The organism is Cellvibrio sp. 25HG11W-0 (assembly GCF_057815475.1).
Genome location: NZ_CM174230.1, coordinates 4,770,746 through 4,797,588 on the forward strand (window position 1 = coordinate 4,770,746; position 26,843 = coordinate 4,797,588).

At 48.6% G+C, this 26,843-nt stretch carries 24 protein-coding genes; 13 read left to right on the top strand and 11 right to left on the bottom strand.

The features are described from left to right. The first annotated feature begins 420 nt into the window (after nucleotides 1–420). From ubiA to phoR, 3 genes are all read left to right on the top strand, one after another. Entirely contained in the window at nucleotides 421–1,287 is an 867-nt protein-coding gene (gene ubiA / locus AC0KUT_RS20010) for a 4-hydroxybenzoate octaprenyltransferase (RefSeq protein WP_488835794.1), read from the top strand. 135 nt (nucleotides 1,288–1,422) lie between these two features. Then, nucleotides 1,423–2,121, top strand: a complete 699-nt coding sequence (gene phoB, locus AC0KUT_RS20015) for a phosphate regulon transcriptional regulator PhoB (RefSeq protein WP_488832319.1) — start codon at nucleotides 1,423–1,425, stop codon at nucleotides 2,119–2,121. Nucleotides 2,122–2,154: 33 nt separating this feature from the next. Continuing rightward, a complete protein-coding gene (phoR, locus tag AC0KUT_RS20020; RefSeq protein ID WP_488832320.1) occupies nucleotides 2,155–3,450 on the top strand; it encodes a phosphate regulon sensor histidine kinase PhoR in 1,296 nt (431 codons plus the stop codon). Between the two features lie 5 nt (nucleotides 3,451–3,455). On the opposite strand, the gene AC0KUT_RS20025 is transcribed toward phoR, so the two are convergent. Then, the gene (locus tag AC0KUT_RS20025; RefSeq protein WP_488832321.1) at nucleotides 3,456–3,878 is read right to left on the bottom strand and encodes a DUF2141 domain-containing protein; all 423 of its coding nucleotides are present in this window, start codon (nucleotides 3,876–3,878) and stop codon (nucleotides 3,456–3,458) included. A gap of 310 nt (nucleotides 3,879–4,188) precedes the next feature. On the opposite strand from AC0KUT_RS20025, the gene AC0KUT_RS20030 reads away from it, so the two are divergent. From AC0KUT_RS20030 to AC0KUT_RS20040, 3 genes are all read left to right on the top strand, one after another. Continuing rightward, nucleotides 4,189–4,842: a pyridoxamine 5'-phosphate oxidase family protein gene (locus AC0KUT_RS20030; protein ID WP_488832322.1), complete on the top strand. Its 654-nt coding sequence runs from the start codon at nucleotides 4,189–4,191 to the stop codon at nucleotides 4,840–4,842. Between the two features lie 174 nt (nucleotides 4,843–5,016). Beyond that, nucleotides 5,017–5,517 carry a DUF2569 domain-containing protein gene (locus AC0KUT_RS20035; RefSeq protein WP_488832325.1) on the top strand — a complete coding sequence of 167 codons (501 nt, stop codon included), beginning with the start codon at nucleotides 5,017–5,019 and terminating at the stop codon, nucleotides 5,515–5,517. Between the two features lie 61 nt (nucleotides 5,518–5,578). Then, the gene (locus AC0KUT_RS20040; protein ID WP_488832327.1) at nucleotides 5,579–6,067 is read left to right on the top strand and encodes a DUF4844 domain-containing protein; all 489 of its coding nucleotides are present in this window, start codon (nucleotides 5,579–5,581) and stop codon (nucleotides 6,065–6,067) included. Nucleotides 6,068–6,104: 37 nt separating this feature from the next. On the opposite strand, the gene AC0KUT_RS20045 is transcribed toward AC0KUT_RS20040, so the two are convergent. The 3 genes from AC0KUT_RS20045 to AC0KUT_RS20055 form a co-directional block, all read right to left on the bottom strand. Then, on the bottom strand, nucleotides 6,105–7,877 hold the full coding sequence (locus tag AC0KUT_RS20045) for an ABC transporter transmembrane domain-containing protein (RefSeq protein WP_488832328.1): 1,773 nt from the start codon (nucleotides 7,875–7,877) through the stop codon (nucleotides 6,105–6,107). A gap of 237 nt (nucleotides 7,878–8,114) precedes the next feature. Continuing rightward, entirely contained in the window at nucleotides 8,115–10,367 is a 2,253-nt protein-coding gene (locus AC0KUT_RS20050) for an Orn/Lys/Arg family decarboxylase (RefSeq protein WP_488832330.1), read from the bottom strand. Nucleotides 10,368–10,728: 361 nt separating this feature from the next. Further along, the gene (locus tag AC0KUT_RS20055) at nucleotides 10,729–11,394 is read right to left on the bottom strand and encodes a hypothetical protein (protein WP_488832331.1); all 666 of its coding nucleotides are present in this window, start codon (nucleotides 11,392–11,394) and stop codon (nucleotides 10,729–10,731) included. A 151-nt stretch (nucleotides 11,395–11,545) separates the two neighbouring features. On the opposite strand from AC0KUT_RS20055, the gene ubiE reads away from it, so the two are divergent. From ubiE to ubiB, 3 genes are all read left to right on the top strand, one after another. Next, nucleotides 11,546–12,295, top strand: coding sequence for a bifunctional demethylmenaquinone methyltransferase/2-methoxy-6-polyprenyl-1,4-benzoquinol methylase UbiE (ubiE, locus tag AC0KUT_RS20060; RefSeq protein ID WP_488832333.1), 750 nt, complete (start codon nucleotides 11,546–11,548; stop codon nucleotides 12,293–12,295). After that, on the top strand, nucleotides 12,295–12,900 hold the full coding sequence (locus AC0KUT_RS20065) for a ubiquinone biosynthesis accessory factor UbiJ (protein ID WP_488832334.1): 606 nt from the start codon (nucleotides 12,295–12,297) through the stop codon (nucleotides 12,898–12,900). The genes ubiE and AC0KUT_RS20065 overlap by 1 nt, the downstream gene beginning before the upstream one ends. A gap of 155 nt (nucleotides 12,901–13,055) precedes the next feature. Then, entirely contained in the window at nucleotides 13,056–14,699 is a 1,644-nt protein-coding gene (ubiB, locus tag AC0KUT_RS20070) for a ubiquinone biosynthesis regulatory protein kinase UbiB (protein WP_488832335.1), read from the top strand. Between the two features lie 13 nt (nucleotides 14,700–14,712). Here the strand turns inward: ubiB and AC0KUT_RS20075 are convergent, their stop codons facing one another. Both AC0KUT_RS20075 and AC0KUT_RS20080 read right to left on the bottom strand, forming a co-directional pair. Further along, nucleotides 14,713–15,189, bottom strand: a complete 477-nt coding sequence (locus AC0KUT_RS20075) for a nuclear transport factor 2 family protein (RefSeq protein WP_488832337.1) — start codon at nucleotides 15,187–15,189, stop codon at nucleotides 14,713–14,715. Nucleotides 15,190–15,373: 184 nt separating this feature from the next. Beyond that, entirely contained in the window at nucleotides 15,374–15,919 is a 546-nt protein-coding gene (locus AC0KUT_RS20080; protein WP_488832339.1) for a carboxymuconolactone decarboxylase family protein, read from the bottom strand. A 169-nt stretch (nucleotides 15,920–16,088) separates the two neighbouring features. Between AC0KUT_RS20080 and AC0KUT_RS20085 the strand changes: the two genes are divergently transcribed. Beyond that, nucleotides 16,089–16,985, top strand: a complete 897-nt coding sequence (locus tag AC0KUT_RS20085) for a LysR family transcriptional regulator (RefSeq protein WP_488832341.1) — start codon at nucleotides 16,089–16,091, stop codon at nucleotides 16,983–16,985. A 51-nt stretch (nucleotides 16,986–17,036) separates the two neighbouring features. Here the strand turns inward: AC0KUT_RS20085 and AC0KUT_RS20090 are convergent, their stop codons facing one another. From AC0KUT_RS20090 to AC0KUT_RS20105, 4 genes are all read right to left on the bottom strand, one after another. Further along, a complete protein-coding gene (locus AC0KUT_RS20090) occupies nucleotides 17,037–17,816 on the bottom strand; it encodes a hypothetical protein (RefSeq protein ID WP_488832343.1) in 780 nt (259 codons plus the stop codon). 73 nt (nucleotides 17,817–17,889) lie between these two features. Then, nucleotides 17,890–18,027: a type II toxin-antitoxin system YoeB family toxin gene (locus tag AC0KUT_RS20095; RefSeq protein WP_488835796.1), complete on the bottom strand. Its 138-nt coding sequence runs from the start codon at nucleotides 18,025–18,027 to the stop codon at nucleotides 17,890–17,892. A gap of 35 nt (nucleotides 18,028–18,062) precedes the next feature. Beyond that, nucleotides 18,063–18,503: a D-aminoacyl-tRNA deacylase gene (gene dtd, locus AC0KUT_RS20100; protein ID WP_488832345.1), complete on the bottom strand. Its 441-nt coding sequence runs from the start codon at nucleotides 18,501–18,503 to the stop codon at nucleotides 18,063–18,065. Nucleotides 18,504–18,520: 17 nt separating this feature from the next. After that, complete coding sequence (locus AC0KUT_RS20105; RefSeq protein WP_488832347.1) at nucleotides 18,521–19,708, bottom strand: helix-turn-helix domain-containing protein; 1,188 nt, start codon at nucleotides 19,706–19,708, stop codon at nucleotides 18,521–18,523. A 523-nt stretch (nucleotides 19,709–20,231) separates the two neighbouring features. Between AC0KUT_RS20105 and AC0KUT_RS20110 the strand changes: the two genes are divergently transcribed. Beyond that, nucleotides 20,232–24,050, top strand: a complete 3,819-nt coding sequence (locus tag AC0KUT_RS20110) for a glycoside hydrolase family 9 protein (protein ID WP_488832349.1) — start codon at nucleotides 20,232–20,234, stop codon at nucleotides 24,048–24,050. A 177-nt stretch (nucleotides 24,051–24,227) separates the two neighbouring features. Here the strand turns inward: AC0KUT_RS20110 and pip are convergent, their stop codons facing one another. Beyond that, nucleotides 24,228–25,202 (bottom strand): prolyl aminopeptidase, encoded by a 975-nt coding sequence (pip, locus tag AC0KUT_RS20115; RefSeq protein ID WP_488832351.1) that lies wholly within the window; start codon nucleotides 25,200–25,202, stop codon nucleotides 24,228–24,230. Between the two features lie 201 nt (nucleotides 25,203–25,403). Between pip and AC0KUT_RS20120 the strand changes: the two genes are divergently transcribed. Next, complete coding sequence (locus AC0KUT_RS20120; protein ID WP_488832353.1) at nucleotides 25,404–26,138, top strand: helix-turn-helix transcriptional regulator; 735 nt, start codon at nucleotides 25,404–25,406, stop codon at nucleotides 26,136–26,138. A 57-nt stretch (nucleotides 26,139–26,195) separates the two neighbouring features. Further along, a complete protein-coding gene (locus tag AC0KUT_RS20125) occupies nucleotides 26,196–26,807 on the top strand; it encodes a DNA-3-methyladenine glycosylase I (RefSeq protein WP_488832355.1) in 612 nt (203 codons plus the stop codon). The last annotated feature ends 36 nt before the right edge of the window (nucleotides 26,808–26,843 follow it).

The window sequence follows — 26,843 nt, forward strand, 5'->3', positions numbered from 1 at the left end:
ACAACTGCGGCTCCAGTAAAACAGCCCGCAAGCACCGCTAAAAAGCCTGCTGCGGCAAATCCCAAGAAGCCTGCGCCCGCAAAAACGACGAAAGCAGCCGATGCTAAGCCAGTTGCCTCAGCGCCTAAAACCTCCACACCTGCTGCAGCTAAGTCTAAAACAGCTGCATCTACAGCCACCACTAAATCCGCTGCCGCCACGTCAGTCGCGCACCAAGCTGTTGCGACCAAACCTGCTGTGCAACTAACGACACCAAGTGTACCAGCCACTATCGAAGCCGCCAAAATAGCAGCCGCGACGAGTGCTGAAGACTCGCTATCTACACTGTCCACAACCAGTCCCACTCAAACTAAAGCGCAACTCAGCACCTCAAAAACTAAGCGTTTAAAAATCCGTAAAACGCCGACATCCTCTACAAAAATGGCCGTATTACAACAAAAGTTAGCTATTTACGCACAGCTGATGCGCTTAGACCGCCCTATAGGCATTTTGCTCCTGCTATGGCCAACACTCTGGAGCCTGTGGCTCGCCGCCAAGGGCATGCCTAGCCTAAAAAACTTGATCATCTTCACCCTTGGGGTAGTGGTGATGCGCTCCGCGGGCTGTGTCATCAACGACTTTGCCGATCGCAAGATCGACGGTCACGTGCAGCGCACCCAACATCGCCCACTGGCGACAGGCGCGGTAAGCAGCCGCGAAGCCCTCGGTTTATTTGCGGGCCTGTGCCTCTTAGCATTTGGCTTAGTGCTCTTTACCGACCCCTTTACGATCAAGCTCTCCGTCGGCGGCCTAATACTCGCCTTCTGCTATCCCTTTATGAAACGCCACACGCACCTGCCGCAAATGGTGCTCGGCGCCGCGTTTGCCTGGGGCATCCCCATGGCCTACGCTGCGGAAGCAGGCATGCTCGATCAACGGGTTTGGCTGGTGTACTTAGCCGTAGTGCTCTGGACAGTGGTATACGACACCTTTTACGCCATGGTAGACCGCGACGACGACCTCAAAATTGGCGTTAAATCCACCGCGATTCTCTTTGGCGAACAGGATCGTTTCATCACTGGCGTACTCCAACTCATGACCCTTTACACCTTAGTGTTAGTAGGTGATCGCTTTGAGCTAGGCGCTTATTACTACTGGAGTTTGGTTGCTGTCGCAGGCCTTTTTGGCTACCAACAATGGCTAATTCGCTTTCGAGTACGAGCCGCCTGTTTTAAGGCATTTCTGCACAATAACTGGGTAGGCTTTATTGTTTTTGTAGGAATTGTCACTGACTATGCGCTGCGATAGGGCTTATTGCTAAACACGCGACCAAGACAAATTATCTTTCTGTCATAAATGTGTAACACTTAGCTTATTTAATAAGCTGCAACAATAGCGTCACATACCGTGTACGCGCCCGTGGTTATTTCAGGCAGAAACGATATGACAGGCCGTAAAATTCTGATAGTTGATGATGAATCCGCAATTCGCGATATGTTGCGTGTCGCCTTGGAGATGGCCGAATATCAGGTCACCGAAGCCAGCAATGCACAGGATGCCCATAGCATCATCGTCGACAACAAACCCGATTTGATCTTGCTCGACTGGATGATGCCCGGCACCAGCGGTATAGAACTAGCGCGCCGCTTAAAGCGCGATGAAGTGACTGCTGATATCCCGATCATCATGCTCACCGCCAAAGGCGAAGAAGACAACAAAATCCAAGGTTTAGAAGTAGGTGCCGACGACTACATCACCAAGCCCTTCTCTCCGCGCGAACTCGTCGCACGCCTTAAAGCCGTGCTGCGTCGCGCTGATCCGCAAATCAACTCCGCGCCAATCATAGTACAAGGCCTGTGTCTCGATCCTTCAAGCCACCGCGTCACCATCCATGACCAGTCTGTCGATATGGGCCCCACCGAATATCGCCTACTTGAATTCTTTCTCACCCATCAGGAAAGAGCTTATACTCGCAGCCAACTGTTGGACCATGTCTGGGGCGGCAATGTATATGTCGAAGAGCGCACCGTGGATGTTCATATCCGCCGCTTGCGCAAAGCGCTTACCATTGACGGCCACGAAGACTTGGTGCAAACCGTACGCGGCACAGGCTATAGATTTTCCACTCGCATCGAAGCCTGATTGCTGTCGTAAGATTTTCAGAGGCGTGCAATTTTGCTGTTAAAAGGTTTCAGCGCTGAGCTCAAGCGCATTCTCATTGTTATAGGCACCTGCACTCTGCTCGGCCTCGTCATAGGCCAATTGGCGCTCACACTCTTGCTCGGTTGCGCCATTTACATTGGCGGCATGCTCTGGCAGATGCGCCGCCTTAATCAGTGGCTGCTCACTCAAAACAAAGAAAACCCCCCAGAGGCCAGCGGCATTTGGGGTACGATTTTTGACAATATCTACCAACTGCAACGCCATCAACAGCTTGAGAAAGAAAACCTGCAAGCCGTGATCAACCGCGTGCAGGAAATCAGCTCCGCCTTAAAAGACGGCATCATTATTCTCGACTGGCGCGGCCATTTGGATTTTTGGAACCCCGCTGCGCACCGTATGTTCGCCCTCAATGTAAAAGATCAGGGGCAATCGATTATTAACTTTATTCGCCACCCCAAATTTGTCAGCTATTTTGAAGACGGCAAATATGAAGACCCGCTAGAAATGCCATCACCGCGCTTTCCCTCGCGCTATTTGCAATTACAAATTACCACCTTCGGTAAAAATGAACGGCTCATCGTCGTGCGCGATGTCACCCAATTGCACAACCTAGAAATGATGCGCCAAGACTTCGTGGCCAATGTATCCCACGAATTGCGCACGCCGCTTACCGTCATCAATGGCTATGTCGAAACACTCTCCGACAACAACACCACGCCCAGCTGGAACAAACCGCTGCAACAAATGTTGCAGCAAGCCAAGCGTATGTCACTGCTCATCAATGATTTATTAGTGCTCTCAAAACTAGAGACAACGGAAGCAGGGCACAACCAAAAACCCATTACCATCGAACAACTGCTCACCGTTGTAAAAAGTGAAGCAGAAGTGCTCAGCGCAGAAAAAAATCAAACTCTCAACCTCGTATGCAACAACACCACGCGGCCACTGCTATACCCCGGCAATGAAAAAGAATTGCACAGTGCTTTTTCTAATTTAGTCATCAACGCTATTAAATACACGCCGAACGAAGGCAAGATCAACATCCTGCTCTGGCAGGATCAAAAACACTTTTATATTTCAGTCAGTGACAACGGCCCAGGTATAGACAGCAAACATATTCCGCGCTTAACCGAGCGTTTTTATCGCGTGGATGCCAGCCGTAACAGCAGCACCGGCGGCACCGGCTTAGGCTTAGCAATTGTGAAGCATGTACTCATGCGCCATGAAGCAGAATTAAAAATTACCAGTGAACTGGGGCGCGGCAGTGTATTTATGTGCGTATTCCCACTGCAACAACCCCAGCGCTAAGATGCTTAGCGCAGGTGAATATCCACCTGCAAATCTTTATCAAGGGTAAAACTCGCCTCTTTAAAACTAGGCTGCCCATACTCGCCGCCGTTATTCGAAAAACCGTAACCCTCTGTGGGAATCCCCATAAAACTCTTATCGATCACGCCGTTCTCGTTTTCATCCTGATACAGCTTAATCGCGTAGGTACCTGCGGGTAGGTCGCCAAACTCTACGATCAACTCCCCGCCACTCAACGCCAATTTTTTCGCCGCCACGGTGGGGGTATTAGCATCATAACTTTCTTGCTGATTATGCAAAGCAACCAGCATCACGCCCTTATTAGATTTTATTTTATCGATGTGCAAGCGCAAATCGTGAGCCATAGTCAATTGACTCACCATAAGCGCACTCAACACCGCAACAGACCCTATAAGATTAAGTTTCATTCTATTAATACTCCTTCAGTAGATTAACGAGATACCATCATAAGCCAAGCCACAAACCCAGCAGCATCACAAAACGCATGGTTTTGACCTGACATATGTCAACGCTTTACTCACATAGCGGAAAAAATAATACGAATCAAGGCCAGTTTCCTGCTGACGGTCTTTTGTGTTTGAAATGCCAAATTATTGACTGAAATAGGGTTTAGGCCTATGGTGCTGAAAATTCACGATGCCACATTGATTCTGGGCAAAATGGTCACTGGGACACAACATAAAAAAACATCATAACTTTCATATTTAAGGAAACCAAATGAGCGCAAAGGATTCATCAGCATCTTCCTCTCGTACAAAAATTCGCCGCATTGCTGAACTAGCAAATTACGAGAAAAAATCGCTATACGATATTATTGATGAGGCATATGTTTGTCATATTGCCTTTAATGATGGAGAGAGCACTCACTGTATACCAACCGCTTGCTGGCGTATTGAGAACTATCTATATATTCATGGCTCAAATGGTGGGCGTTTAACCAAGAAACTTTTAAGTGGAATTCAAACATCAATTGCAATAACACATGTTGATGGTCTTGTACTTGCTCGGTCAGCATTCAGCCATACAATGAACTATCGGTCAGCTGTAATATATGGCATATTTGAAGAAATAAAGGAAAACTCAAAAAAGATGCATGCCCTTGATGAATTTATGGAGAAAATTGCTGTAGGTCGTAAAGACGAAGCCAGGTCAGGCAACAAAAAAGAACTGGCGGCTACGAGTGTACTGCGTATTTTACTAGATGAGGCGGCAACAAAAATTAGCAACACAACTCCAGCCGACAAAGAAGAAGATCTTAATTTGCCTGTTTGGGCCGGCGTTTTACCATTAACACTTAAACACGGAGAGCCATTGCCATTCGAAAATGGCAGCATCCCAACGCCTAAATATGTAAAAAACTGGGCAAACTAAAAATTCCTAATTTTTTGGTAATACCTTTGTCAGTATTCTCACGAAGATAGTTATGAATATCAGCTCGCGCATATACTCAATAACTTTTTCAATATTTAAAGGTTAGATTAGATCATATACTTACATCGCTAACGCGTATATTTGGAACATAACACATATAAAAAAGGAAATAAAATGAGCGATACAAATGATTTGAAAGGCTTAAAGGGCTGGCTAATACTTGTAGGCATTGGAGTTGTTGTCTCTCCATTCCGGTTAACATATGATTTTTTACCTATGTACTACTCTATCTTCACCGATGGAACATTCGAAATATTAACCACAGCGGGCGGAGAGGCATACCACCCACTGTGGGGCCCGCTTTTAATAGGTGAATTACTCTATAACTCACTTATAGTACTGACATCTGTTTATTTAATATTTTTGTATTTCATAAAGCACTATCTTTTTCCTAAGTTATATATTTTTATTTTAACTATCTCGCTCGTCTTTATACCGCTAGATGCATGGCTTGGTTCCTTTGTATTGCCAGATGAAGACATGTTTGATTCTGATACGATTAAAAACTTAGTTCGCGCAATAGTTGGCGCCGCTATTTGGGTGCCATATATGTTGCTATCTGAAAGAGTGAAGGCAACATTCGTAGAATATATACCTGAAAAAATTGGCAATTAACATTCACATTTCAATAAGAGAAGAATAACTCAAGAAATTTTTTGCTAATGAGGGAAATATATTGTTAAAGCTTATTATTAAAATTTTTCTAAGCACTATCTTGCTGCTAGCAACCTTGATTGGACTTGGCGTGACGGGCGTATACTTTTACATTTGGCCAACATCTTTAAATGACCAAACATTATCAATCTCAGATGCAACGACATTTGAATTGACTAAACTGCTGCATGAGAAGAAATTCACACCCGCACCATTTGAGTTATATTTTGGCGCTCCTAGCGAACAAATAAGAATTGAAGCTCAAGAAAAAACGAATTTATTACTATCTATGATAGTCAGAACAGTGAAAACAAACCCAAAAAAATCCGCCGTTCTCATTGCTATTAAAAACACGCTGCCTTGCTTAGACAGTTTTGATTCCGAAGAAAAAGACAGAGCATTGTATTATCTGGAAAAACAGCTGGAAATTTTGAACATACAAGATTCAAATGAGCTGTTAAATGTTTGGCGCTACGGTTTTCCATATGGTTGGTTTCTACAAGATGCTTAACAACCCACGCTAAACACCCTGTAAGTTGCATTCCGTCTTACCCCTCATGCACATTAAATTGCACGCGCGCTAGCTGTTGGTAAAGTTCGCTGTTGTTCAGCAATTCGCTGTGGGTGCCTTGGTCTACGATTTTTCCTTGCTGCAGCACCAAAATACGATCGGCGTTGATTACCGTTGAGAGGCGGTGGGCGATCATGATGGTGGTGCGGTTTTGCATGAGTCGTTCGAGCGCGCGTTGCACGACTTGTTCGCTGTTGGAGTCGAGGGCGCTGGTGGCTTCGTCTAATAAAAGGATTGGGCGATCCGCTAAGATTGCGCGCGCTATGGCGATACGTTGTTTTTGCCCGCCGGATAACCGCACGCCGCGTTCACCGAGGTAGGCGTCCAAACCGCCGGGCAACTGTTCTATAAATTCACTGGCATAGGCGGCTTCGCACGCGGCGAGCACCTCGGTATCGCTGGCGTCGGGGCGACCATAGCGCACATTGTCGCGCAGGCTCGCCGCGAAGATCACAGGGTCTTGCGGGACTAAGGCGATGCGCGCGCGCACTTCAGCTAAATCTGCCTGAGTTAGGGCTACACCATCGAGTAAAATGCGTCCCGCAAGGGGATCATAAAAACGCTGCAACAATTGAAAGAGTGTTGTTTTACCCGCGCCCGAAGGGCCGACCAAGGCTACCTTTTCACCCGGCGCGACCTGTAAATTAAAGCCTGTAAAAATCGGTGCATCTAAGCGCGTGGGATAAGCAAAGCGCACATCTTCCAGCACCAGAGCGCCGCGTGCGGGCACCGGCAAGGGCTGCGGTTGTGCTGCCAATACAATGGCTGAAGGTGTGGCTAAAAGCTCGACTAAGCGCCCTGTTGCACCCGCTGCTCGCTGCAGTTCGCCAATCACTTCTGAAATGGTGCCCATGGCACCCGCGACCACTACCGCGTAAAAAATAAACGCGGATAACTCGCCGCCACTTAAAGTACCCGCCAACACATCATGGCCGCCGACCCATAGCACTAAGGCGATGGCGCTGAATACCAGCGTAATAACTGCCGCGATTAAGAGCGCGCGCTGCTTCACCCGCGCAACGCCCTTGGCAAAGGTTGACTCTACGCGATCGCCAAAGTCGCTGCTGCTGTCCTGCTCATGCCCATAGGCCTGCACCGTGCGAATTTCATGAATTACCTCATCGGTAAACGCGCCCACTTCTGCAATTGAGTCCTGGCTCGCGCGCGCTAATTTTTTAAGCCGGCGACCAAAAACAATAATGGGCACCAGCACCAAGGGAATCGCTGCCATGACCAGCGCAGTAAGTTTCAAACTGGTAATCGCCAGCATCACCATGCCGCCAATTAATAACAGAATATTGCGCAGCGCCATGGACACGCTCGAGCCTATAACGGTTTCCAATTGCGTGGTGTCATTGGTCAGGCGCGACAACACGTCGCCAGTACGATTCTGCTCAAAAAATTCTGGCGATAAACCTAATAGATGACTGAACACTTTACGGCGCAAATCGGCGGTGATGCGCTCGCCCAGCCAGGACACCAAATAAAAGCGACAATAGGTAGCAACCGACATCACCAAAATTACACCTAATAATCCTAAAAGTGCGTAATCGAGCAACTGAGCATTGGCCCCGCTAAAGCCGCGATCAATTACCTGTCGCAAACCCTGCCCAATCAACAGCACTGAACCCGCCGCGACCACCAATGCCACCAATGCGAAAAACATGCGCAGGCGATAGGGGTAAAGCAGATCAATTAAGATGGTTTTACGCGATAAACTCTGCGGAGCAGTGTGATGGGAGGAGGGCATGACAATTCCTAGATTGATAAAGGTTACACAAGGGTGTGCATTACAGCGAACCTACTCAAACTGGGGGAACAAAGAGCTAAAAACAACCCTTAAGGAAAACTTGGTGACAAATGCCATCTATTTAAGAGTATTGGATTTTATTGTTTTTAACCTAAAAGATATGGAAGCACTTAAACACCGACAAAAAAGCCACCGCATTTGCATGGGGTGGCTTTTGGGTGTGTAACCTCTTGCGGGTTATTGCTGTACGCAGTCCACAAAATAGTCTTTCTTGCCATCCACTTCGCGTTTTACTAAACCGTGTACGTCGGTTTCGAAGCCGGGGAACTTCTCGTTGAAATCACGTGCGAACTTCAGGTAATCCACGATGATTTTGTTGAAGCGTTCACCGGGAATTAACAGCGGAATACCGGGAGGATAGGGCGTTAACAAAATGGAAGTGATGCGTCCTTCGAGTTCGTTAATGGGCACGCGCTCAATTTCACGGTGCGCCATTTTGGCGAAAGCGTCGGAAGGTTTCATGGCCGGTTGCATGTCGGACAGATACATTTCTGTGGTCAAACGCGCTACATCGTAAAGACGATAGAAGTCGTGAATTTGCTGACACAAATCCTTCAAACCCATACGTTCATAGCGCGGGTTTGCCTGCGCGAACTCCGGCATGATGCGCCACATAGGTTGGTTTTTATCGTAGTCGTCTTTGAACTGCTGCAGCGCGGTAAGCAGCGTATTCCAACGGCCTTTGGTGATACCGATGGTGAACATAATAAAGAAGGAGTAGAGACCGCACTTCTCGATAATGACGCCGTTTTCCGCGAGGTATTTGGTCACAATCGACGCGGGAATACCTGTGTCACTGAACTCGCCGTTCACCGACAAGCCGGGGTTGATAATAGTGGCTTTGATCGGATCGAGCATATTGAAGTTAGGCGCGAGCTTACCAAAGCCGTGCCAGTTGTCATCGCTGCGCAACACCCAGTCGTCGCGCTCGCCTATGCCGTCATCGCAAAATTCATCGGGACCCCACACTTGGAACCACCAATCTTGGCCCCATTCGGCATCGACTTTTTTCATGGCGCGACGGAAGTCGAGGGCTTCGAAAATCGATTCCTCTACCAAGGCGTGGCCACCGGGCGCTTCCATCATGGCCGCGGCAATATCGCAGGAGGCAATAATGGAGTATTGCGGCGAGGTGGAGGTGTGCATCAAGTAGGCTTCATTAAACGCATCTTGATCCAACTTCACCGTTTCTGATTCGCGCACCAGGACTTGCGAGGCTTGAGATAGACCCGCCAGCAGTTTGTGCGTTGATTGGGTGGAGAAAATCATCGACTGTTTGGCGCGCGGGCGATCTTTGCCAATGGCGTGCATGTCTTTGTAGAAATCGTGGAAGGTAGCGTGAGGCAGCCAAGCTTCATCGAAATGGAGCGTGTCGATTTTGCCATCGAGCATTTCTTTTAAGGTTTCTACGTTGTATATCACACCGTCATAAGTGGACTGAGTGATGGTCAAAATACGCGGCTTTTTATTTTTGGCTTCGCGCGCGAAAGGGTTCGCTTCAATTTTGCGCGCGATGCTTTCTGGGGTGAACTCTTCCAGCGGAATCGGGCCGATGATGCCGAGGTTGTTGCGCGTCGGCATGAGGAACACGGGAATTGCACCAGTCATAATAATGGAGTGCAAAATCGATTTATGGCAGTTGCGGTCAACGACCACAATATCGCCCGGCGCTACGGTGGAGTGCCACACCATTTTGTTGGAGGTAGAGGTGCCGTTAGTCACGAAGTAGCAGTGATCGGCGTTGAAAATGCGCGCGGCATTGCGCTCAGATGCAGCAATTGGGCCGGTGTGATCGAGCAATTGGCCGAGTTCTTCTACGGCATTACACACGTCGGCGCGCAACATGTTTTCGCCAAAGAATTGGTGAAACATTTGGCCGATCGGCGATTTTAAAAAAGCCACGCCGCCGGAGTGACCGGGGCAGTGCCACGAGTAGGAGCCGTCCTGCGCGTAGTGCACCAGCGCGCGGAAAAACGGTGGCGACAGGCCGTCCAAATAGGATTTGGCTTCGCGAATAATATGGCGCGCCACGAATTCAGGCGTGTCTTCAAACATGTGAATAAAGCCGTGCAGCTCGCGCAGAATATCGTTGGGGATATGGCGCGAGGTGCGGGTTTCACCGTACAAATAAATCGGAATGTCGGCGTTCTTGTGGCGAATTTCTTCCACAAAGGCGCGCAGAGACTTAAGCGCGTGATCGGTTTCTTCGAGCGAGCCTGCGCCAAACTCTTCATCATCAATGGACAAAATAAACGCTGAGGCGCGCGATTGCTGTTGCGCAAATTGCGATAGGTCGCCGTAGCTAGTGACGCCGAGTACCTCCATTCCCTCTTCTTCCATGGCAGCGGCGAGTGCGCGAATACCAAGGCCCGAGGTGTTTTCAGAACGGAAATCTTCATCGATGATGACAATGGGGAAGCGAAATTTCATGGAAGCTCCATAGGGTAAAATGACTGGAGTTACACTTGCCGACGTGACCGCCTCTGGGTGGTGAATGTTGTGAGCAGTGCTAACCTAAACCGCACTGAATAGCTCGCTGAGCATAGCGCGCATCTATGACAATATGCAGAGTCAAGATGCAGAAGGCTGCGCTCAGAGCGGGTGCGATTGTAGTCTAGTTGGCCCCATTGAAACATATTTTGGTGCAATTGTTTTGCATCATGGCCCAAGATGAATCAATACCAAAGATCACTGCTTATATTAGTACGAGGATTTTACCGTCACCATTGCCAATTAAGGCGCGGGTGAAAGCCTCAGTAGAGGGCGGATTGATGCGCAAGTAGCGATGCTCCTAAGGTGTAAGCGAAGAGGCCTCGGACGCAGCAGCAGAGGATGCGTATGAGGACAATACAGAAGCCAAGGAGCTAGCTGAGCTAGAGGGTGAAACGCCAGAATCTAATGACAGCGCGATATGAGCAAGAGCATCCGTCGCTAGCGTTGCCAAGGCAGCAGGCATAAGCGCATCGATTTGGCGCTGCTCTTGGGGCGAAGGCGTTTTGTAGCCGCGCGGTAAATAACCATCTAAATAATTCCAACCAAATCCCCAGCGATAGGGCGCCATCCAATAGGGGCTGCCGCCCCAGCGCACATTGGTATACATGTAGTTCGCCATGCCTTTACCCTGTGCCGCTGCGACACAGATTTTAATCGCCTCATCCGCCTCTTGGCGCTGAACCTCACTGCCGCCCATCCAATAGGCGAGGTCGTGGGCGACGCAACAGTGGCGCCACAGGTCGGGCTGCTCTGGGGTTCCGTCAATCCACATGGAACAGCCATCAGTGCTGAAGGGCTTTAACGGGCTTGATTCCGGCGGCGGATTTTGTGGGGCTTCAGTACCCTCGGCTTGCGTATCGGCATCTTCAGCGAGCACCCCTAGGCTGAAACAAAATATAACCAAAGAGCAGAGCAAACTGCCCCGAACCTTGCCAATAAAGCCAATAGATCTATTGAATGGCATCCGTGTAATTCCCCAGAGTTATAGACTTTGCTGCGATTAACGCATTGCCCCTGTTGCAGAGGGTGTGTCAATCATGCGGGCATTGTACAATGACACCCAACTTTGAGTGCAAAAACCCGCGCCAACCTGAGCGCACAGCCGGATAGCAGCTATGAACGATAAAAAAACCACTCACTTTGGCTTTCAAGAAGTTCCTGTCGAGCAAAAAGCGGAGCGCGTTGCCGAGGTATTTCACTCGGTCGCCGCCAAATACGACCTGATGAACGATCTGATGTCGGGCGGTATTCACCGCCTGTGGAAGCGTTTTACCATTGAAGCTTCCGGTGTGCGCGCTGGCCACAAGGTGCTGGACATCGCGGGCGGCACCGGCGACTTAAGCTATCAGTTTGCCAAATTAGTCGGCACCGATGGACAGGTGATTCTCGCCGACATTAATGCCTCTATGCTCGGCGTTGGCCGCGACCGTTTAATCGACCGCGGTATTGCGGGCAATATAGGTTTCGCGCAGTGCGATGCACAGTATTTGCCCTTTCCCGACAACACCTTCGATTGCATCACCATCGCCTTTGGTTTGCGCAATGTCACCGATAAAGACCTCGCACTGCGCGCCATGCTACGCGTGCTTAAGCCCGGTGGCCGCCTGTTAGTGTTGGAGTTTTCCAAACCCCAGAGCAATCTGCTCGGCAAGGTGTACGACACCTATTCGTTTAAGTTGCTGCCGTTGATGGGCAAATTAATTACCAATGACGCCGAGAGCTATCGCTACCTCGCCGAATCAATTCGCATGCACCCCGATCAACAAACCTTAAAAGAGATGATGAACGCGGCGGGATTTGTGAATACCGAATTCCACAACATGACCGGCGGCATAGTAGCGCTGCACAAGGGAATCAAACCCTAATGCTAATTACCGCCGCGCTCGCCAGCGCCGAAGCTGCTATCAATGGCGCGCTCAACTACGATCCCGCAACGCGTTTAGGCTTAGCCAAATTAAGCGGGCAAGTGCTCGCGGTGCAAATAAGCGCGCCGTCTCTCAAATTGTTTGTAATGCCCACTGCCGACGGCCTGCGCTTAATGAACCACTGGGAAGGCGAGGTTGATACGCAACTCAGCGGCTCGCTCCTCGCGCTTTTACAGCTCAGTCGCGGCAACACCCACAATTTGAAAGACAGCGGTGTAGAGGTTATGGGGCAACTCAGTTTGCTCGCGGACCTGCAACGATTGTTAAAAAATCTCGACATCGATTGGGAAGACCTGCTCAGCCAATTCACCGGCGATATTATCGGCCATCAAGCGGCGCAGATTATTCGTGCAAAATTTGGCTGGGCCAAAAGCCGCGCCCAAACCGCGCAGCGCTTAACCGGTGAATTTCTGACTGAAGAATTACGCAGCCTGCCGAGCAAACCTGAACTAGAAGATTTTTACCGCCAGGTCGATGACATAGGTATGGCAGTAGAGCGTGCAGCAGCGCGAGTGGAAAGAATTATTGCGAAACAAAAAATGTAGGTTGGCGGTGAGGAACGAACCCCAACGTCTCACCTCGATTTATCGCTTAAAACCTACCCAATTCGCCCGCACGAAAACAGTTTACTCGGTGCGCAAATCAGTCATGTTGGAGTTCGTCCTCACCCCGACCCACACAATAAAAGAGAATTGAGTCTGTGATTGTTTTTTTCCGTCTGCTAAAAATATTGCGTGTATTTGCCCGCTACCGTTTAGATCTACTGCTCCCCACACGACTGCCCTTAGCGCTGCGCTGCGGGTTGCTGTTTTTCAAACTCTATCCCAAACCGAGCATGAGCCGCGGTGAATGCCTGCGCCGCGCCTGCGAAGACCTTGGCCCCATCTTTGTAAAATTTGGCCAGCTATTATCCACGCGCCCAGACTTGGTGCCGCAAGACATAGTGCTGGAATTAAATCACCTGCAAGACAATGTTGCGCCCTTCGCCAATGAAGAATTTTTGCGCATTGTTGAAACCGCGCTCGGCGCTAAGGTTGAAGATATATTTGCCAGCTATGACCACGCACCGCTCGCGTCAGCCTCTGTTGCGCAGGTGCATACGGCGCAATTAAAAGACGGGCGTGAAGTGGTGATTAAGGTTATTCGCCCAGGTATAGAGCGTGTAATCGCACAGGATGTACAGTTGTTGTTATTGGTCGCACGCCTCGTAGAAAAATACACCTTAGATGGCAAGCGCTTGCACCCTATCGAGATAGTAGAAGATTATCGCACCACCATTTTCGATGAACTGGATTTGCAGCGCGAAGCGGCCAACGCATCGCAACTGCGCCGCAATTTTTTAAATTCCAGCTTGCTCTATGTGCCTGAAATCTATTGGGATTATTGCCGCCACAACCTTTTGGTGATGGAGCGAATTTACGGCATTCCGGTAACCGATGTTGCCGCGCTCGCGGCACAGCAAACCAATATGAAAAAACTGGCAGAACGCGGTGTGGAGATATTTTTTACGCAAGTGTTCGACCACAATTTTTTTCACGCGGACATGCACCCAGGCAATATTTTTGTCTCTGAGAAGAATCCCGCTCTGCCGCAATATATCGCCGTGGACATGGCGATAGTGGGTTCACTAACCCGCGCCGATCAGTACTATTTAGCGCGCAATCTGCTCGCCATGTTTCGCCGCGACTATCGCCAAGTGGCCGAGCTGCATGTACAGAGTGGCTGGGTGCCCAGCAGCGTGCGGGTAGAAGAATTAGAAGCGGCGGTACGCACCGTGTGCGAACCTATTTTTGCCAAACCCCTAAAAGACATTTCTTTCGCTAATGTACTGCTGAGTTTGTTCCGCACCGCGCGCCGCTTTGACATGGAAGTGCAACCGCAGTTGGTATTGCTGCAAAAAACCCTGTTGAATATTGAAGGCCTCGGGCGTCAGCTGTACCCAGATTTGGATCTATGGGCCACCGCCCATCCTTTTTTAGAAAAGTGGCTGAAAAATCGCTTCCACCCCAAATCACTGTGGGGCGAGCTCAAACGCCATGCGCCCGAGTGGATGGAAAAATTCCCCAAGGTGCCAGATTTAATTTTCAACGGCCTGCAACAACTGCCGCAAATCACCCAACAACTAGACAGCCTCGCCCAAAGTTTGCAAACCCGTAAAGTCGCCAAGCAACAACAAGCGCGCCGCAAACTCATCGCTCTACTCGCACTCGGTGCCGCTGGCTACTTACTCTACCGCGACCTACAAGCCTCCAACCTACTGCGCCAACTCATCGCCACCGACATCTCCTCCGGCCCGCTACTACTCGGTGCAGTTGGTTTAACGGTGTTGTGGTGGCGAAAGTAATACCCAACGCTTTTTATAAATGTAATTCACTCAAGCCGGCATAATCATCTGGCCGCCGCCCTTGCGGCCAGCGAAACTTTCGATCACCTTCGGTGATCGCCAAATCATTAATGCTCGCATAGCGTTTTTGCATTAACCCCTGCTGATTGAATTCCCAATTTTCATTGCCATAGGAGCGATACCACTGGCCCTCGTCGTTATGCCACTCATAGGCAAAGCGCACCGCAATACGGTTGCCTTCAAACGCCCACAACTCTTTAATTAAACGATACTCATGTTCGCGGGCCCATTTTTGCGTAAGAAATTGCTCTATCTCATCACGGCCGTTGATAAACACATTGCGATTGCGCCACTGACTGTCGAGCGTGTAAGCAAGTGCAACTTTTTGTGGATTGCGATTATTCCAACCATCTTCTGCTGCGCGAACTTTTTGAATAGCTGTTTCGCGGGTAAATGGAGGAAAGGGTGGACGTGATTCTTGTGCGGTCATAGTCTTCTCCACAATTATTGAGTACGTAATTAAAAACGGGGCTTGATGTAACCTTGCGTGCCATGATATTCAGCTAGCCAACTTACTACATAAGTGACTAGCGCGCACGCAAGAGTGTACGCTCTAGTCGCATCATTAAGCTGCGTAACTATTGTTGTATTTTTCACAGAATAATAACTAGGTTTTATTCTGTAAAAGCCTTAACTACCGGAAAATCAATATCAGTTTGGGCAACAGAGTTTACGTAGTTAGTTAATGTATTTAATGCAACATGAAGCACTATTTCAAGCACCTCTGCATCGCTGTAACCTGCCGCTTGAATTTTTTGCACATCGCCTGAACTCACATGACCACGTTGCTCAGCAACACTCACGGCAAAATTCACAGCTGCACTTGCTTTAGCGTCATTTGAACCACCGTTACGGTTAGCATTAATTTCTGTCTCATCTAATTTCGCGACATGTGTGGCAAGGTACGTGTGCGCAGACAAACAATAGTTGCAGCGATTGAATTCTGCAATCGCCAATGCAATACGTTCACCGGTTTTTGCTCCTACGCTGCCTTTTGCTAAGGCGCCATTCAAACTCAGGTAACCCTCTAAAGCGGCAGGACTGTTGCCGACTAAACGCATTAAATTTGGGACTACACCCAATTGTTTTTTTACCGCATCCAACAAGGGTATAGATGCAACAGGTGAAGTTTCGATGCTAGGTATATGTAAACGGCTCATGATATTTCCTCATTACAATCGTTGATTAGGGGTTGTCGCATTGCCTTCAGGTCTTCATCAAAAGCTGTGCTTGCTCTGCGACTGATGACATATTGCCAACTACCACTAAAATGAAGAATACTCACCAAAAGCAATTTATTATTACTGAAATAGAAATTATCGAGGCACTATGGATAGATTTGTAGAAATGAAGATGTTTGTCGCCGTCGCAGAAACCGAAGGTTTTGCCGCTGGGGCGCGTAAACTTGGCGTGTCACCACCCGTAGCAACCCGGGCCATTGCAGATTTAGAGGCGAGATTAGGGGTTAAATTACTCACTCGAACCACCCGCTATGTGCGCGCAACTGAAGCCGGCAAACGCTATTTGGATGACAGCAAACGTATTTTAGCGGAGCTGATCGAGGCCGATGATGCCGTGGCCGGTATTAATGGTGAACCCAGCGGACACCTTGCCATAACCGCGCCGGTAATTTTTGGGCGCCTATTTGTTCAGCCCTGCGTTATCGAGTACCTAAACCGCCACCCCAAAATGGATGTAAGCGCACTTTACTTAGACCGCTTGGTGAATTTAGTAGAGGAAGGTTTAGATGTGGGTGTGCGAATTGGTGAACTGCCCGACTCCAGTATGCGCGCCGCACGTGTAGGTAGCGTGCGGCCCATAGTTTGCGCGTCACCGGACTATATCGCGCGCATGGGTTTACCGCACCACCCTAATGATTTACTGGAGCACACTATTGTGTCTGCCAGTAGCGTAAATCCCACCATTGAATGGAAGTTTAATAAAGACAAAAGCGTTCGTATTAAACCGCGACTAAGTCTCACCAACAATGACGCAGCTATTGAGGCTGCGGTATCTGGCTTTGGCATTGCGCGCCAACTGTCCTATCAAATAGCCGCGCAGTTAGCGACGGGACAACTTCAAATACTATTAGAGAATGATGAATTACCGCCCTTACCTATTCATATTTTACATAGGGAAGGGCGCTACGCATCAGTAAAAATACGCAGCTTTGTAGATTTAATAGTTGAACGCTTACGCGCTAATAGATCGCTTAACGAGCATTAATAATATGATGTACTTACTCTATAACCGCGCACTAAAAAACGTTTAGTAGCCTTAATCGATTAGCGCTTTTTTATTTCTGAATTGATTTAAACAGACTACGTTATCAGGTAATTGCGCCGGCACTGAAGTCTTCCCAAGCAGCGATTTAATCACACTCCCATAGGGATTCGGAAAATCTCCGGGTTTAGTATCCGGGTAAGCCCAAGGGGACAAGCCCTGCGCAAAACGAAATAAACCATCGTCCACTAAGCGCGCGACGGGAACAAATCCGTTTGCACCAGCCTGATCGTTCTTCGCTTTTTTACGCTGTTTATTAATATGGTCTGCCAAATCCAATGCTTGCTGTTCTGAAAGGCGCTTTACGCCTTGGTCGCGCAAGAATTGTAAGGTCCACTGCTCTGCATCACCCACATGACCATTCACACTCAAATCGGTATTACGATACCAGACCAGTGTTTTCTCCTCTATTACAAAGTGTTCTGCCAATGAAGCCACTGTTTCTGGTGTTAATGCGCCTGCCTCTACCGTCAAACACATCAGATCATTGATCCAGCAGCGCAATAGTTCATTTTCAAATTCGGCCAGCGTTGGCGCAGCAACAAAGGGCATTAACAGGGTGTAACGACTATGGGCTTCTGTCGCTATAACGGTATATTGCCCGCGCCTATATCCATTTTGAATTACATGACATTGCCAACTTATTTGCGACTCATGGGTAATAAGCGGTTGCGTACCAATGCGTTTGCCATCTGCACTCGGTATCCTAGGCCATTCAATTTCAGGTTTTAGCCATTTGATAAGAGCGTTAGTAGCGCTCAAGAGTATTTGCATGGGGAGATTCTCAATAAAAATAGTATTGCCTTATACAGCAAATTATTGTTGGAGATTGGAAAATTCAAAACTGCTAGTCGTGCTCGCCTATGGTGAGAATATAAATATAGTGCGCGTCAAATTTATACATTAAGCGATCCATTTGGGAGATACGCTTGGACCATAACCCAGTTAAGTTATGGCGAAATTGCGCTGGTTTTCCCAGCCCGATGCTAGGTCAGCGCGCAATATTTCTTCAAGTAACACCTAGTTAACTTCCAACATAAAAGTCACTGGGCCGTCGTTCAACAAACTCACCTGCATGTCGGCGGCGAAAATTCCGGTGGCGACTGTTGGGTGTTTTAGCTGCGCTTGGGCGACAAAGTAGTTGTAGAGTTCCAGCGCACGGGCGGGAGTGGCGGCGCTGGAGAAACTAGGGCGCAGGCCTTTGTTGGTGTCGGCGGCGAGGGTGAATTGCGATACGATTAAAAGGCCGCCGTTTATGTGTTGCAGGTTGCAGTTCATTTTATTGTCGGCATCGGCAAATATCCGATAGGCCAGCAACTTGTCGAGCAGCTTATCGGCTTGCAACTCGGTGTCGTTTTTTTCTATGCCCAGTAACAGCAAGATACCTTGATCTATTGCACCCGTAGTTTGACCATCCACACTGACCGCTGCATTTTTTACGCGCTGAATTAAACCTTTCATAACTATCCTAGCAACCCTTAAAGACTGACCACTGTTTTTTGCAGTAGCTGTTTACGATATTCACTGGGCGTCATACCCACTTTCTTTTTGAAGAGGGTATTAAACGTTGCTTTGCTGTTAAAGCCAACGTCATACATGACATCCAGCATATTTTTTTGCGCGCTAGGATCACTGAGCAAGAGCTTTGCTTCTTCCACACGGTAGCAGTTGATGAATTCAAAAAAGTTACATTCTAAATAGCGATTAATAATGTGCGACAGTTGGCGCGGCGGCATATGCAATTGAGCTGCTAACTTGTCGAGTGTGAGTGCGGGCGTTAAGTAGGGTTTGTGTTGGCGCATATAGTTGTTGAGTTGTTCGAGTGCATCTGCTTTTATTTTTTCTTTGGCCGCGTCGTTACAGCTTTCTTCATTATTGTCTGCATTGGAATCAAGCCCTTCAAAAACGCTGGAGTGACCCAAACCAAAAAATATCAATACACTCACCATAAAAAAGGTGATGTAGTTGCCCAGCAAGCCCATGATTTCAAAATTGGTTTGAATGCCGAAGATGACCGAGAGCATGATCAGGAGCATTACCAATACCGACCAAGCGCGAATTGCGGTAAAACCTATCACTAGGATATTGAGCCAGGTGAGATCCAGTTTTTCGATATCGGAAAAGTTCGTGTGGATATGGAGGCTGTAGCGTTTTATTTCCAATAGACAGATAACACCTAATGCGACGCGAAATAGCTCGCGGAAAAGTGTGACGTAGTTCATATACTGCGGTGCAACGAAGAGGTCATAACCCTCTTGCAGGTTTTTCTTGTCACCCACATCCAAACTGTAATAGAACAATATTTGATAAAGAAGATAAGCAAAAAAAGGCGCCAGATAGAGTAGGTCTTGTCGCTTTAATTGATAATTTTTATAAATTAATGAACGGGTATACCAAAGTAGAAAAGGGCCTTCCAGCCAATACCCGAATCCAAAAATATAAAACAGGTTGGGCGACCACTCCAAGGCGATATGACGAAATTCAGCACCAAAACTGATGAGAATATCCAAGGGTATTGCGGCTTGCTGCAAGAGGAAGAAGGCTAAAAACCAATTACTTAAGTGTTTTTCGCGCTTTACGGTTAAGAGTAAAAGTGCGAATAAGATACATTGGTAGGCCGTCATCAATAGAACAACGTCGTGCGTATTAAAAATTACTTGATACATAATTTACCTGGAGTGTATGACTGCAGTGAGGTTTGAACGCGGCTAGTGAACTAACTAGGCTATTGAACTAACGGCTGCAGTAAAAATCGTTATTATTGTTTTTGTTCGCCGCCCTATATGAGGGAGGCGTTATTAAGCACAACTGAAATTTTATACGCTCTACTATAGTTCAGACTTCATTGTGGCTAAAGGTAAACTTCCTAAAAAATTACTTTCAGGGACGCTTACGCTTATTTACATTTTTTTTAAAAGAATCGATTCAGCATAATACGGCACATAGATCATCCCTCCACACCACAAATCAATCACTTAGCCATGATTCAACTTTCTACAGACGGATAGTTGAACGTTCACATTCAGCACGCGCAGAAACTTTGACGACGCCAAATGGATTAATCGCCACTATCGCTGCGCTGTGCTCAAGGTGTTTTCAAAAACATAAATTTCAATTCGAAAATCCAACTGAGCACGGAATCCTAATAACAATCACCTTACCTCAATGGCACAAACCAAGGAGCCTTGTATGAATCCTTTTAATCGAAATTCGTGGCGAACGCTGCTTAGCGGACTTTTGCTGAGTAGCATGACAACCCAAGCAGCTATAACCCCAGCCGATGAACAGCACAGCCTTATTTACAATGGCGACTTTGCCAGTGGCACGGCTAACTGGGTTACCAGTAATGGCTGGAATCTGAACAATGTAATGGACATTTCAACAACCGATGGCGCCTATTGCATAACAATTGCCAAAAAAAATAATAAAGAAAAATATGAATTTGCGGTGCGGCAGGAAGGCTTAACCTTGCAGCCGGGCCATACCTACACACTTAAGGGCAAAGTTTGGTCGCCAACAGCTGTACCCGCTATTTATGTAGGCCTAGATTTAACTGCGCCACCCTATGTTTTTACTACCAGCGGCAACACCACCAATATTCTCCCTAGTGTTTCAGCCAATGCGATTACCAACAATAATTTAAGCTTTACTTACATTCATCCGGCCAATTCTGCGGCACAAAGCGGAATACATTTTGGCTTTCAACTAGGTGATTTACCGCTAAATGCTCAGGTGTGCTTCGACGATTTAGAAGTAAACGACCCCGCCTACAACAAACCGGCAGCACGTGTTCCGCATAAAGTGGTGGTCAATCAAGTGGGTTATTTACCCAACTTGGATAAATCTGCCACCTATATATTGCCCACCGCTGCAACCAATACCAATAGCGCACGCGCTTGGGTATTGAAGAAAGGCGGCGTGCAAGTGGCTAGCGGGCAGACCATTGCGGGCGGTGCAGTGGATGCAGCCTCTGGTCTCTATGTGCATCGCATTAACTTCTCTAGCGTAACAGCCAGCGGCACTGATTATGTATTAGACGTTACTGAAGGCACCCAAGTGCTGAGCAGCCATAAGTTCAGTATTGGGGCTAATCTCTACGCCAACCTAAAATATGATGCACTGAGCTACTTCTATCACAACCGCGTGGGGACCCCGATAGAGGCGAGTATTGTGGGTGCAGACTTTGCGCGTGCAGCCGCACATGTCTATGACAATAAACTGAGTACAGCCGACGGTCTCCGCGCAAATGTAGACGTGTCTGGCGGTTGGTACGATGCGGGCGATCACGGCAAGTATGTGGTCAATGCCGGTATTTCGGTATGGACGCTGCTCAACCAATTTGAGCGCGCGCGTCACTTAGGGGCGAATAGCAGCGACTTCGGCCTAGGAAGCATGAAGTTACCCACCAGCGAAAAAACCAATAACCTGCCAGATTTGCTCGATGAAGCGCGCTGGGAAATTGAGTGGATGTTGAAAATGCAAGTTCCTACCGGCTTTGCTAATGCAGGCATGGTCTACGACAAAATGCACGATGACGCCTGGACCGATGGCGCCTTCAACCCCGTCAATGCAACAGCTGCAGCCAACCCTCGTCACATTAAGGCTGTTTCTACCGCGGCGACTTACAACTTAGCGGCCGTGGGTGCCCAGTGCTACCGCACCTTTAAAGCCTATGATGCGGTTTTTGCGCAAAAATGTTTGAACGCGGCGGTAACAGCCTTTAACGCGGCTAAAAACAATGGTTTTATTGCCTCACCAAGCAGCAATAATCAGGGCGGCGGTGAGTATCCTGACGCTGATACTAGTGATGAACGCTACTGGGCGGCGAGCGAGCTTTACCTTGCGACCATCGACCCGAGCGAAACTGCCTACAACCATAGTAGTTACGCGACTGAGATGAGCACGGCCGGCAGCTATCACCTACAAATTCCCTTTAACGGCCAAACCAGCATGAGCTGGCAAAAAACCAGTGCGTTAGGTGTGATGTCACTGGCAACAGTCGGCGCGAGTGTAGGCGCAGACCCAACCTGGATTAGCAGTGCTCGTACCGCGATCAAGATCCAAGCAACGACCTACGCCAGCATCACTCAAAGCAGCTTTGGGGTGCCGTTTAACTCCAGCAGCGCTGCCGCTGCCTACTGGGGCTCTAATGCCAATGTGCTTAACAATATTATTGTGATGGGCTTAGCGCGTGACTTTAGCTGTACTGGCGGCACACCCGACGCAGACTTAAGCAATGGTATTCACAATGCCATGGGCTATCTGTTGGGGCGCAACCCGATGGATTATTCCTATGTGACCGGCTACGGCGCCGACCCAGTATCGCGCCCGCATCATCGCTTTTGGAGCGCCATTAACAAGGTTCCAGCCGGTGTTGTAGTTGGCGGCCCCAATGCAGGGAAGGAAGACGATGAAGCCAAGGCCAATTTAGCGGGCTGCATTTCACTGCGCTGCTATATGGATAATGCCAAAGCCTTTTCTACCAACGAGGTCACCATTAATTGGAACTCACCCTTGGCATGGGCAAGTGCCTATATGGATGAAATGGGTTCGGGTCGTAAGCCTCAGTCCTGTGGCGGCATCAATGCTCAAGCTGGAAGTATTAATATCACCAGTGGCAACGGCGGCAGCCTCGATCTAAAAGCACTTAATAGTGCAGTAACGGGTGATAGTTTCACCATTCTCAGCGCCCCCACTAAAGGCAGCGTCACCATTACCAATGGCGTAGCGGTTTACACCGGCGGCGGCACCTTTACCACCAGTGACAGTTTCACCTACACCATGACTCGCGCAGGCGTAAGCTCGGCACCCGCCACTATTACTGTCACCAAAACCGTTGTAAGCACAGCGTCTTGCGCCTACAAAAAGACCTTGGAAACCAATATTTGGAACAATACTTGGCAGGGCCAAATCGCTATTCAAAACACCAAAAATTCAGCCTTAAATGGCTGGAGTGTTGATCTGGACTACGCCACAGGTACGAAGCTTGGCTTTTCGGACAGCACAGGCTCTTGGAGCACCACTGGCTCTTGGGATGCCGAAGTCGCCAACCTCGGTAATGGCAAGTATCGCCTCACGGGTAAAGACTGGAATAAAAATATAGCCGCTGGCGTCACGCTGGTAATTGGGTTGCACGGTAATGCCGGTGCCGCACCTAATGGGACCACTAATACACCTGCGGCTATCCCACTCATTTCAGGTGCAACCTGTGGCGACCCTAAACCTAAGCTAGTGCGCTTTCACAGCGATCTGCGCAATGCCTTCTTCTACGGCACTGATGCCATGGGAAGCATGGGTGCCACTACTATTAATTACTTTAATAACACCACCACGCCGGATGATGCGCTGTTATTTAAGATAAACGATGTTGTCGTGCCCGGATATATTGGCAACCAAAACTGCTGTCGCGGTAGCCTGTTTTTGGAGCAACTTAGCACCCGAGATAATAATATTCACAATATCAAATTTGGGCCGAACACCATGACCCTAACCACCGGCTCAAGCGACCCGCAAGAGACCGACACCATTGACATTCTGTTCACTAATGCACTCGCTAAATGTGAATTTATCGGCATAGAGCAAGCAGCAAACACCTGGAAAGCCACCATTAAAGTGACTAACACGGGCTATCACCCTGGGACTATTGGCGCTTATAACGCTGAAAAGGCGTGGGCTGCAGACACTGTGTATAAAGGAAAAAATTGGAGCGCATTAATTACTTGGACCGAAGCTTATCCAGGTACTGGGGCGCGAGCCATACCGCGCAACCTTGCGAGCACCGATGGCAAAGCGCTAGTAAATGAAAGCCTTTCTAAAGATGGCAACAACAACGATTGGTACACCTACTTTTTTGCCGCACCCGACCGTGTAGGTGAAATTGCCGGACGTGCACCCAATGCAACGGCAGCGTCTTATAGCTTCAATATAAGCGGCACCGGGAACTTCTATCTTCCCGGAAACAAAGAACCTGAATTGAGCTGTAGCTTTGGTCGCTTACCTTCTTTTTAACGACCTACCACTTTGCGCTTAATACAGAAGTTTGCGTAAAAAGCAGAAGTTTGAAAATCAATACAAGGACAGGGATGCCCTAGGTTTAACTCACTATTTACCAGCCTTCGGGCTGGTTTTTTTATGCAAAAAAATAGGCGCCTAAGCGCCTATTGTCGATGAGATTGCAGTGCTTTTTTAAGCCGAGCGATCTTCTGTTTTTAAAATGTCGCGCGCCATTTCGTCAGTCGCGCGCACTAACGCATCGACTATGCCCGGCTCGCGCGAAGCGTGCCCAGCTTCGCGGATAATAATAAGTTCAGAACCCGGCCAAGCATTGTGTAGGGCATAGGCGTTATCGAGTGGGCAGATGACATCGTAGCGACCGTGAACTATCACCCCCGGTATACCGGCAAGTTTGTCGGCGTTGCGTAGAATCTGATCCTCTTCCATAAAGGTGTGATTGATAAAGTAGTGGGCTTCGATACGCGCCAGCGACAGGGCGCGATGTGGCTCGGTAAAAGAATCCACCACATCTTGGCAAGGCTTGAGGGTGGCTGTGCGGCCTTCCCACAATGCCCAAGCCTTAGCGGCAGACATTTGCATAATCTGATTTTCGCTGGTGAGGTGGCGGTAATAGGCACCCATCACATCGCGACGTTCCGGCGGGGGAATTTGCTGCACAAAGTCTTCCCAGTAATCGGGGAAAAGACGGCTAGCGCCACCCTCTTGATAGAACCAATTTAGATCCTCATCGCGACATAAGAAGATGCCGCGCAACACCATACCCAAAACGTGCTCAGGGTGGGTTTCGGCATAGACCAAGCTGAGCGTCGAACCCCAGGACCCGCCAAACAATACCCACTTATCAATGCCGAGGCTGGTGCGAATGGCTTCCATGTCTTCAACGAGCTTTGGCGTGGTGTTGTTGCTCAGTTCCGCGTGGGGGCGCGAGCGACCCGCACCGCGTTGATCAAACAGAATGATGCGATAGAGCTCTGGATCAAAAAAGCGACGATCGTATTTACCACAGCCAGCACCAGGGCCACCGTGAACAAAGAGCACGGGAATGCCGTCAGGGTTGCCTGATTCATCTACATAGAGTTCGTGAGGGGCTTCCACGGCAATTTGGTGACGTTGATAGGGTTTTATTTCGGGATAAAAAGTCTGCATAAACTCGCCTTGTTATTGTCAAACACGCAGGGAACACCAATAAGGTAGCACAGGCGACCCGATTCCGGCGGCTTTTAGTGTTGGAATTTGTCGCTATTAGGCGCCAAGCAAAGAGGATTTAATCCCCCTACTGACATAAACTGTCAACAATTCCCGCTAAACTGGGCACTCATTATTCTACTCAACTGCAGCGAGTCGCCCATGCACCGCGCCGAACGCCTGTTTCAACTCACAACGCTACTGCGCAATCGCCGCACGGTGCTCACCGCCAAACAGCTGAGCGAGCATCTGCGTGTATCTGAGCGCACCATTTACCGCGATATCCAGTCCTTAAGTCTGTCCGGTGTTCCTGTTGAAGGTGAAGCAGGGGTGGGCTATCGGCTCTCGCACCGCTATCAATTGCCACCGCTGATGTTTGATCGCGAAGAGGTAGAAGCGCTGTTGCTGGGTGCGCGCATGGTAAGCAGCTGGGGCGACAGCGATATGGCCATTCACGCCAACCAAGCTATTCAAAAAATTCTCGCAGTCTTACCCGACCACCTGCGCCACAGTGATGAAAACCTGCCGCTGCTCGTGCCCAACATGGAAGAAGTGCAAAAATACTACACTGCCCACAGCCAACCCCTACGCGAAGCTATTCGCCTACATCAGTGTGTGGAAATCAACTATATACGTGCCGATGGCCAAGCCTCCGCGCGCAACATAGAGCCCCTCGGCATGATTTTTTGGGGCAAAGTATGGACGCTTGTCGCTTGGTGTCAGTTACGCAACGACTACCGCACCTTTCGCCTCGACCGTATTCAAAGCATTATTATCAGCACCGATAACTTTTCTACTCAGGATGCAAAAAGCCTTAAACACTATCTGCAATTAGTGAAGGAAAGATGCGCGCAAGAAACCGCTGCGATTGCAGCAACTTCAGCGAATAACCAATAGATGTACAGATAGCAAATTTAAAACACTCGGGTTCACATAAATTGACAAGGAGCTGCTATGAACACGCAAGAACCAAAACGCTGCAACTGGTGCGGCACAGACCCACTCTACTGCGACTATCACGACCATGAATGGGGTATACCCCTCTATGATTCGCAAAAATTATTCGAGCTATTAATTTTAGAAGGCGCTCAAGCAGGTCTATCTTGGATTACTGTACTGCGCAAACGCGAAAACTACCGCGCTGCCTTCGACAACTTCAATCCCGAAAAAATTGCGCGCTATACCCCCGCAAAAATTGAAAAACTGATGCTCAACGAAGGCATTATTCGCAATCGTTTAAAAATAGAAAGCACCATCAAAAATGCCAAGGCATATTTAGCCATGCACAAAGACGGTGAAATTTTCAGTGAATTCTTATGGAGCTTTGTCGATGGCAAACCCATTCAAAACAAACTCCGCTCACTCGCCGATGCCAAATCCAGCACTGAGATTTCCGACGCCATGAGCAAAGCCCTCAAGAAAAAAGGTTTCAACTTTGTCGGCTCCACAATCTGCTATGCGTTCATGCAAGCAGCGGGAATGGTTAATGACCACCTAGTCGATTGTGTAAGCTATCAACATTGCAAGGTGTTGGGAGAGGAAATTAACAGAAACGGATTAGGTTGAAAAACTACGGGCTGTATTAAGTAAGCCACTGCGGGG